This is a genomic window from Tateyamaria sp., from assembly GCF_059783535.1.
Map to the genome: position 1 here is coordinate 1 of NZ_JBYNDP010000157.1, position 7,669 is coordinate 7,669.

At 58.8% G+C, this 7,669-nt stretch carries 7 protein-coding genes; all 7 read left to right on the forward strand.

The features are described from left to right. Positions 1-1,512: type VI secretion system contractile sheath domain-containing protein (locus AC6RA8_RS19675; RefSeq protein ID WP_500355108.1), on the forward strand; the 1,512-nt coding region annotated here is incomplete at its 5' end. A gap of 53 nt (positions 1,513-1,565) precedes the next feature. Further along, positions 1,566-3,566 (forward strand): type VI secretion system Vgr family protein, encoded by a 2,001-nt coding sequence (locus AC6RA8_RS19680; RefSeq protein ID WP_500355110.1) that lies wholly within the window; start codon positions 1,566-1,568, stop codon positions 3,564-3,566. 11 nt (positions 3,567-3,577) lie between these two features. Beyond that, positions 3,578-4,159 (forward strand): DUF6931 family protein, encoded by a 582-nt coding sequence (locus AC6RA8_RS19685; protein ID WP_500355112.1) that lies wholly within the window; start codon positions 3,578-3,580, stop codon positions 4,157-4,159. A gap of 71 nt (positions 4,160-4,230) precedes the next feature. Then, positions 4,231-4,521 carry a PAAR domain-containing protein gene (locus AC6RA8_RS19690; protein ID WP_500355114.1) on the forward strand — a complete coding sequence of 97 codons (291 nt, stop codon included), beginning with the start codon at positions 4,231-4,233 and terminating at the stop codon, positions 4,519-4,521. A gap of 5 nt (positions 4,522-4,526) precedes the next feature. Further along, entirely contained in the window at positions 4,527-5,831 is a 1,305-nt protein-coding gene (tagH, locus tag AC6RA8_RS19695) for a type VI secretion system-associated FHA domain protein TagH (protein ID WP_500355116.1), read from the forward strand. A gap of 10 nt (positions 5,832-5,841) precedes the next feature. Then, positions 5,842-6,279, forward strand: coding sequence for a type VI secretion system lipoprotein TssJ (gene tssJ, locus AC6RA8_RS19700; protein WP_500355118.1), 438 nt, complete (start codon positions 5,842-5,844; stop codon positions 6,277-6,279). A 25-nt stretch (positions 6,280-6,304) separates the two neighbouring features. Continuing rightward, complete coding sequence (gene tssK / locus AC6RA8_RS19705) at positions 6,305-7,639, forward strand: type VI secretion system baseplate subunit TssK (protein WP_500355120.1); 1,335 nt, start codon at positions 6,305-6,307, stop codon at positions 7,637-7,639. Positions 7,640-7,669: the final 30 nt, after the last annotated feature.

Genomic DNA, 7,669 nt, shown 5'->3' on the forward strand with positions numbered 1-7,669 from the left:
GGTGGGGCCAGTGTGCCCGCCAACCTCAAGCTGAGTGCATTTCAGTCTCTGATCGGGGACAATACCAACAACCTTTGCACGCCATCGCCCGCCGAGGATCTGATCGGCCGTATTGTCGGCCCCTACGTGCAAGCAGCCCCTGACCCGGATCAGCCGGCCATGCTGGCGGCTGTTGATGAGGCATTGTCCGGTGCGATGCGTGCGATCCTGCATCATCCGGACTTTCAGGCAGTCGAGAGCACATGGCGTTCGTTGGAGCTTTTGGCCCGCCGGATCACTACAGGCGCGGGACTTGAGATCGTCCTGTACGATATGTCGGCAGAGGAATGGGCCGCTGATCTGGCATCACAGGAAGATCTAGCGCAAACCGGCCTCTTTCAGATGCTGGCTGAAGAGCCGCGCCTCGATGATGCTCAGGGCCCACTGTCTGCAGTTTTCGGGCTCTACACTTTGGAAGAAACGCCGCCCCACGCGGATCTAATAGCACGCATGGCCAAGATCAGTGACTGGATGAATGCGCCTTTCCTAACAGCAATATCCGAGAACTTTCTGGATACCCCCAAGCACGAACGCCATCCGCTGGTGGCCCGCTCCTGGGACGGACTGCGCGCGATGCCTGAGGCGTCGTATGTCGGACTGGCTGCGCCACAGTTTTTGCTGCGCTTGCCCTATGGCGCCAGAACAGAACCTGTGGATCCGTTTGATTTCGAGGAATTCACGCTGCGCGATGGTCTCAAAGGTATGTTATGGGCCAACCCCGTCGTCCTGTCGGCCATCCTGCTTTGTGAAACGGTGAACCAAAAGGGCAAGGCGATGCAATTGGGCGACGTGATGTCGGTGGGTGATCTGCCACTGCATCACATTACCGATCAGCACGGCGATCAGGTTGCCCTGCCATGTACTCGTCGGTTGCTGAACACGCGCACAATGGCAGAGGTGGTCGCCCGCGGTTACATCCCGCTCTTGTCGATCAAGGGCCGTACCGAAGTTCGCCAAGGGTCGTTTCAGGGGCTGGGTCCCGGTATGTTGGCAGGCCCGTGGGGACAAAGCGCGGGCGCTGGCACTGGATTAGGCGGGGTCAAATCCACACTCGATGTCACGCGAGAGGTATCAGATTACCCAGAAGACGGCATTGACTTTGGTCCATCCCGTCCTGGCGGAGCGGGCGAGGACTATGACGATCAATTTGCCCAAGAGGAAGATGACACAGACGACGGCGATGACCTCGGCTTTGGTGATGATGACGACGATTTGGGTGGCCTTGATCTAAGCGACGCTGACGATGCCGACGATGACCCGGGCGATGACCTTGATGGGTTGCTTGCTGGCTTCGGTGACGATGATGACGACGATCTGGGTGGCATTGATTTAAGTGAAAATGACGATGCCGATGATGGCTCGGAAGACGAACTTGATGCGTTGCTTGCCGGGTTCGGTGACGATGATGGCGCCGAGGGCGAAAACGACGACGACATGGACCCCGCGCTTGCCGCGCTGATGGAGGATCTGTGATGCGCGAGATCCTCACGCCGCATGTGGATCCCTGCTGTCGGGAGGTATGCTGAATGTCCAAAGATATCCTGTTGGAAAACCGGCCCGCGACGCTGATCCTGCCGAACCGTATCAAGGGTTATCTGGTGCGCTCGCAGATTGATGAGGCCCTGGGCGAAGTCCCTCTGATGACAGTCGAATTCATGTCCACGGACCTCGACCTTGATTTGCAAAAACTGGTCGGCGAACGAATGCGGATCGACTTGGACGCGCCCAACAAGAAGACTCGCTATTTCCAAGGGCGATGTGTGTCAGCTGAATTTCTGGGTGCATCGGGCAGCCAGGGGTATTTCCGTGCTGAGTTGCGTCCTTGGCTGTGGTTTCTGACGCAAACGAACAACTGCCGCATATTTCAAGACAAAACGGTTATCGAGATCATCAAGGATGTCTTTGGCGCGCACGGTTTTTCGGACTTCAAGGACAAGACCAAGCATCGTTTTGAAAAGCGGCCCTACTGCGTCCAATACCGCGAAAGCGATTTCGCCTTCATCTCGCGGCTGATGGAAGAGGAGGGTGTTTACTACTTTCACCAGTATGATCAATCCCGCGAAACGCTGATTCTCGCTGATGACTCGAGCAGCCACGAGCCCCTGACAGATCACGGACAGCTCAATTACTTTGTGCGTGCCGCCGATATGTTTCGGGACGAGGATCACATCTACGAATGGCGCGGCTCAGAGCAGATACGGCCCGGAAAGGTGTCGTTGCAGAGCTATGATTTTGAAAAGCCCAAGACAGACCTGGCAAGCGTCAAATCGGTATCCAAAGGGCGCCACATGCACAATTCCTATGAAGTGTATGACTACCCGGGTCGCCATGATAGTGCTGGAACAGGTGAGCATCAGGCCCGTGTAAAAATGGAAGGAATTGCGGCCCAGGCCCACCGAGCCCGCGCCGTAGGTAGCGTCCGCCAGATGGCTGTCGGCGCAAAATTCCGACTGAACAAGCACCCCCGCAAGGCGGAGAACGGTGAATACCTCGTTGTTCGCGCCCAACATCAAATCCAGCTCGATGTGATGGTTGAAGACCGCGATATCGTTGAGGCCATTCTGGGCCCGGTGCTGGACTTCGATTCCGAAACCAACCCCGATCTCTATCGTTGTAACATCGAAGTGCAGCCCGCCCGCGAGCCCTATCGCTCAGGGCAGCACACGCCGCGGCCAGAGAATCCTGGCGTGCAAACCGCCGTAGTCGTCGGTAAGGCCGGTGAAGAGGTTTGGACCGACACGTTTGGCCGGGTGAAGATCCAGTTCCATTGGGATCGTGACGGAAAACGGGATGAAAAATCCTCGTGCTGGGTCCGGGCAGCCATGCCCTGGAGCGGCAAGGGGTGGGGAATGATGGCTGTCCCGCGCATCGGTCAAGAGGTTGTTGTCCAATTCGAACAGGGCGATCCCGACCGACCCATCATCACCGGGATGGTGTACAACGGCGATACCAAACCTCCGTTCCCGCTCCCAGGAAATGCCACGCTGCTGGGTCTCAAAACCAATAGCTCCAAGGGCGGGAATGGCTTTAGCGAACTGGTGTTTGAGGACAAGAAGGGTTCCGAGTTTGTTCGTTTGCAGTCAGAACGGGACTTCAAACAGATCATCAAGAACAATGCCGAGATCGAGGTTGGGTTGGCCCATAAAGACAAGGGATGGCTCAAACAGACAATCCATGGCGACAAAACCGAAACGATTGGCGGGAACGACAACACGCAGGTTGACGGTACGCACGGCTTGACGGTTGCCAAAAGCGCAGAAATCGACGTGGGCGCGGCGCTCAGTCTGACAGCAAAGTCCAAGATCACTTTCAAATGTGGTGGCGCAAAGATCGAGATGACGCCGTCCGGGATCACGATTACTGCACCACAGGTCGAAGTGAAAGCTGCTGCCACGGCCAAGATCAACGCTGGCGGTCAACTGGCACTTGAAGGAAAGGGAATGCTCAAGCTCGAAGGCGGGGGTATGACCCAGTTGAAATCCTCCGGCATATTGATGGTCAAGGGCAGCTTGACGATGATCAACTAGGGGTGCGCGCGATGTCTGACCCTTCATTTGAGGATCTTCGTAAATTGTCGAAGGGACCGGCGGGCCGTGTCCTTGCGCAGCACAATGTGCGTTTGCAAACCGAACTGAAAAGCCCGGCAGGTGCAACTGCCGCGGCGATCCTGTTGGAGCTGCAGGGCAAGGGCGCAGAGCTCGATATGATGCAGGTGCTGGCCCACACGCTGCCGCCTCGTGAGGCAACGTGGTGGGCGTGCCTTGCAGCGCGCGAAATGGGGGCTGAGACCCGTGCCGTCGCCGCGGCTGAGGCTTGGGTTCGCCAGCCCGGTTTTGAAACACGCCTGGCCGCTCGCGAGGCGTTGGATTCCGCAAATCAGGACGACGACACCGCCTTTTGCGCCATGGCAGCGTGCTTTGCCGATGGCACGATGGGCCCCGGTGAATTCGATGATCATCACGCCCCGCCCGGCGCCGTGGGCGCTGCCGTCTACGGGATGCTTTTGATCGCGCTTTTTGCGGATGAGACTGCCGTGACCACCCGCGGCTCGCTCTTTCTGAAGCGTGGCTTGGATATTGCTCGCGGCGGCAATGGTCACAGTGAACCAAATTCGGACTAGGCGGCACTAACCTAACGAACCGCCAGCGCGCCAAGCCCTGGCACAACCGCCAACCCGAACGAGGTCGAGCCATGACGTTGCCCGCCGCCCGTGTTGCAGACATGCATGTCTGCCCGATGCTGACCGGTGTGGTGCCGCATGTGGGCGGACCCATCGTGACACCGACTCCGACGGTCCTAATTGGAATGATGCCTGCAGCCACAGCCACGGCGATGGCGGTCTGCGTCGGTCCGCCGGATATCGTAGCCAAAGGTTCGACGACCGTTCTGACCGGCAAGAAACCACAGGCCCGGCTGGGGGATACATGCGCCCATGGCGGAGCGATCGTCATGGGTTGCATGACTGTGTTGGTCGGCGGGTGATGACCATGTCCCTATCCTTGAAAGCGCATCACCCCAACCTGCCGCATGACGTCTCTCTCAAAGCGACGATGATGGCCGACACGATCACGATCGGACGCGGCGTGGACAATGACCTCGTGCTGCCTGATCCGGATCGTCATCTGTCCAAACAACACTGTGTCGTCGAGCGGAGCGCTGATGGCTTTGCCGTCAGGGATATGTCGACCAATGGCACGTTCCTCAACTATCAGGACGACCGGCTCGAGGCTGGACCCACACCGGTGAACGCGGGCGATGTGATCCTTGTGGGCGAGTTTGAGCTTGTCGTGAGTATCAGCGAGGCGCCTGCGGATGCAGTCTCGACCAGTGCTGAGCCGGATCTGCCGGGTACGTCGATCAGTGATGCAAACCAGCTCGAGCTGGATCCGTTGGGAACGAGCCACGATGATGATAGTGCGTTTCTGGATGCGTTGCTGAGTGAGCCCACCTCAGCTGCGCCGTCCGTGATCAGTGATCCCATTGACGCGCTGCTCCACGATGGACCTCAGATGGGGGCGAGCGCACCTGACCACACGCCTGCAGCGCAAGATCATTTTGTGCCGCCTCGAGCCCTGAATGCGGTCATTCCTGACGATTGGGATGACAGTATGGTGTCACCGCCTGTCGAGGGACCGCCTCACGTTGACCCGGAACAAACGTCGCAGCACGGGTCGGCGCCTGATCCAACTCCGTTGCCCCCAACGCAATCACAAAACACCGACGCGGATGCCGCGGTGCAGGCCTTTGTGGCAGGCCTGGGGGTAACGGGCCTTCAGATCGCAACGGAACAGACCGAAGAGGTGATGGGTCGTATGGGGCGGGTGATGGCCGCAATGATCGCTGGCATGCGAGAGATCATGATGACGCGTGCCGCTCTCAAGAGCGAAATGCGGGTGGCGCGTACGATGATCGCGCCGGATCAGAACAACCCGTTGAAGTTCTCTGTCAGCGTCGAGCAAGCCATCGAGGCGATGCTTAAACCCGCAGGGCGCGGATATCAGGACCCCGAAAGGGCGACCGCCGAGGTGTTGTACGACATCAAGACCCACGAGGTTGCCACAATGACCGGTACGCAAGCTGCGCTGACAGACCTTCTGTCGCAGCTTGCACCCGAAGAAGTGTCGGCGCGGATCGAAAAGAAGCGAGGGTTTCTGAGCAACCGAAAGGCGCAGCTCTGGGACGCCTACGTGCGTCATCATTCTGAACTGATCCGTCAGACCGAAGACGACTTTCAATCAACGTTCGGCAAGGCGTTTTCCCGCGCCTACGAACAACAGATCACCAAGCTTTGAGGGGAAAGACATGTTTAACCGCACTACACTTCTCGTAATCGCGATGGCACTAGCGGCCCTTGCAGGCTGTGCGGAGCGTGGCCCAGCACCCACGACCGTAGCTTTGTCGATCACCGGAGCGGCGGACATGAACGGCGGCGCACCTGCGCAGGTCAAAGTCTACTACCTGAGTGACACTGCAGCTTTTGGCTCCGCAGACTTCTTTGCTGTTTTTGAGGAACCGGAGGCGACGCTGGGCGGTGATCTGGTGGCCCTGAGTCCATTCAGCCTCGCACCGGGGCGAACGGTGAATGATGCGCAGAGTTTCGTTAGTCCACCCGCTGCCGTGGGGGTAGTAGCCGCCTTTCGCGATATCAACGGCACATTCCTTGCGGTCCGTCCCCTCGTTCCAAATGCACCGAACCCGGTCCAGGTGACGCTGACCGGCAATCGCGTCGCTATTCGCTGACGCGCGCCGAAGGAGCGAACCCGAAATGTCTTGGCAAAACAAAGTTGTGTGGCAAGAGGGGCTGTTCCTTCAACCTCACCATTTCCAGCAGCAAGATCGCTACTTGGAAGCCTTGGTGGCCGGGGTGGCCGGCTCGGTCGCGCCCTATGCCTGGGGTGTGCAGAAGCTGACCCTCGATACTGAACTGCTGCGGTTGGGCAAGATCGCTGTGACATCGGCCTCTGGCCTGACCCCGGATGGCGCTGTGTTTCGAATCCCTGAAGTGGACGCCCATCCTGCGGCTCTTGATGTGCCGGAAACGGTGAAGGACGCGGTCGTTTTCCTGACCGTGCCAACGCGACGTCAGGGCGCAACTGAGGTGGACCTCACGGATAATCCGGCTGCGCGTTCGCGCTACGCGCCAAGCGAAATCGAAATCGCCGACAGCACTGGTCGCGACCGTCGGTCTGTCGACCTCGCCGTTGGCAAGTTGCGAATGATGCTGGCGCTGGACGTGGACGAATTGACCGATCGGCTCGCCATCCCCATCGCCCGTATCATCGAGGTTCGTGCTGATGGCGAAGTTGTCTTGGACAAAGGGTTTATGGCGTCATGCCTTGATGCTCGCGCCGCACCTCCGCTTCATGACTTCCTTCAGGAACTGGAGGGGCTGTTAAGCCACCGTGCTCAAGCGCTGTCTGGGCGGCTCAGCCAAACGGGTGGAGCCAAGGGCGTGGCTGAAATCTCCGATTTCCTCCTCTTGATCGCAGTGAACGCGGCACTGCCCCAGATCCGCCATCTGTTGAGCATTGAAAATGCCCATCCCGCGCAAATCTATCAGCACCTCGTGGGGCTTGCCGGCCAGTTGGCAACGTTCATGACGGTGGACAAGATTGCGCCGGAGTTCCCAATCTATCGCCACTCCGATCTGACCAGTGTGTTTCAGCCGGTGATCCGGGCTTTGCGTGAAAATCTCAGCATGGTTCTTGAGCAAAACGCCGTCGCGATTCCGCTGCAGGCTCGGAGCTACGGTGTTTCCGTGGCGATGGTCGAGGATAAGTCCCTTTTGACCAGTGCCAATTTCGTGTTGGCCGCCAAGGCCAGTGTTCCGCCCGAAAGCGTGCGCAGGCACTTTGCCTCTCAGGCCAAACTGGGGCCGGTAGAGGAAATCCGCCAGTTGGTGAACTCTGCACTGCCAGGTGTTGATCTGCGCGCTTTGCCCGTGGCGCCGCGTCAGGTGCCGTACCACGCCGGCGTTGTCTACTTCGAACTCGACCGTACGAACCCGTACTGGAAGCAGATGCGCGACTCCGGTGGGCTGGCGATTCATGTGGCGGGTGAGTTCCCGGATCTTGAGATGGAGCTGTGGGCGATCCGTTGATGCGGACCCGTGCAGGAGAGATGAAGATGA